Annotated in this window: 2 protein-coding genes; both read left to right on the top strand. The window is 47.2% G+C overall.

Going from position 1 to position 1541, the window contains the following annotated elements; genetic code table 11:
• Positions 1 to 871, top strand: an 871-nt coding sequence (locus CDG79_RS40455) for a hypothetical protein (protein WP_223278678.1), incomplete at its 5' end; no start/stop codon positions are given.
• Entirely contained in the window at positions 868 to 1500 is a 633-nt protein-coding gene (locus CDG79_RS40450; RefSeq protein ID WP_094347035.1) for a BREX protein BrxB domain-containing protein, read from the top strand. The genes CDG79_RS40455 and CDG79_RS40450, both read left to right, overlap by 4 nt.
• Positions 1501 to 1541 lie beyond the last annotated feature (41 nt).

Below are 1541 nucleotides of genomic sequence, written 5' to 3'. Positions count from 1 at the left end.
CCGTGCTTGTGCAGGGGAGCAGGGGAGCAGGGGAGCAGGGGAGAGAACAAAAATACCAAGTTCTTTCCCCTCTGCCCCTCTGCCCCTCTGCTCTATCAAACGCCTGAAGCTTGTGAGAAATGCGGGTTTAGGGCTAGAAGAAAGCCGCGCCTACTGGGAACACTTCAGGATAGATATACCTAGAGAACAACGGGCAGTTGTTGCTTTTGAAGAACGTTGGTTTGGTAGTAAAAGCATGGCACGTGTTCGCAGCCTGCTATTAGAATTCAGCCATCGCTTTGAAGCCTATCCAATGTCCTTAGCAGTTCTTAAACATTGGCGACCTAACGATCCCACAACTCGCCAAAATATCTGCCACTGGCACATGCAACTGAGCGATCCCATGTATCGCAATTTTACTGGTGTTTTTTTAGAACAGCGCCGTCTACAACCCAATTCTGGCATTGACCGAGACATAGTGGCACGTTGGGTAATTCAGCAGCTGGAAAGTGAGTGGTCTGCTGCAACAACCTTTCGCATGGCGACTGGCTTGATAGCCGCCTCTGCTGCTGCGGGACTTTGCTCGGAAAACTCAGGGATGCGTAGCCTCAAATATCCCAAGGTGACTGATGAAGCTCTAGCCTACTGGTTGTATTTTTTACGTGATTTATACTTTGAAGGTTCACTTCTCAGTAATCCTTATTTCAACTCTGTTGGCCTATTTGACAGCTTTTTAGAACAGAGGTTGAGCCGTCTACCAGGGTTATCATTTACCCGCATGGGTGATCTTTATGATTTTGGCTGGCATTATGTTGACCTGAAATCTTGGGCGATGCAAATCCTCTCTGCGAGAGACTACGCCAATGAAGCGAAGTGGGAGGAACAAGCATGATTGGATCTTTGCTTGACCTTCAAATGTCTGCGGTGCAGGCACTACGCAGCGACTTGCTCGATGAAGGTGGCCCCAAAATTAGCACAATGCGGAACTACCGATTTGCCATTCTACTTTACGATCCTCGTGAAGAATTTAAACTTCGCGCTCAAATCCGGGTACTAACAGATGACCTGAAGGGACAAGGTTGGAATGTCCTAGCAATCTCTCTTCAGTGCTTGTTTTTAGACAGACTCAAGCGAGAGGAACCAAGGGTTTTAGAAAGTATTATTCGCACAGAGCATCGTCTCTATGCCAAAGACCCAAACCGGGCGCTGAATCATTTAAAAGACAAAATTGCACTTTACATTGAAGGGGCTGAGGGGATTGCCAAAGATGTTATTGCCTTAATCGATGATTTTTCAGATAAACACCCAGGTGAAATCAACCGCACGTTGATTTTTTTGGGACGTGCTGGAGGGCTGTATCCATTTTTTCGCTCATCAGCACTTCTTAAGCATATCGATGGTAAGACAAGCAACTTGCCTGTTGTTCTCCTTTATCCAGGGGAGCGAAGGGATTTGAACGCTCTGTCTTTTATGGACGAACTGCCTTCTGACCGGGACTATCGACCTCGAATTTATTCATAGCCCCTTCGGGGTGGGAATGGGGAATGGGGAATGGGGAATTG

Origin of the sequence: Nostoc sp. 'Peltigera membranacea cyanobiont' 232 (genome assembly GCF_002245985.1) — a bacterium.
GTDB lineage: Bacteria > Cyanobacteriota > Cyanobacteriia > Cyanobacteriales > Nostocaceae > Nostoc.
The sequence above is the reverse complement of the archived record's forward strand: the minus strand, read 5'-3'. Positions and strand labels throughout refer to the sequence as shown.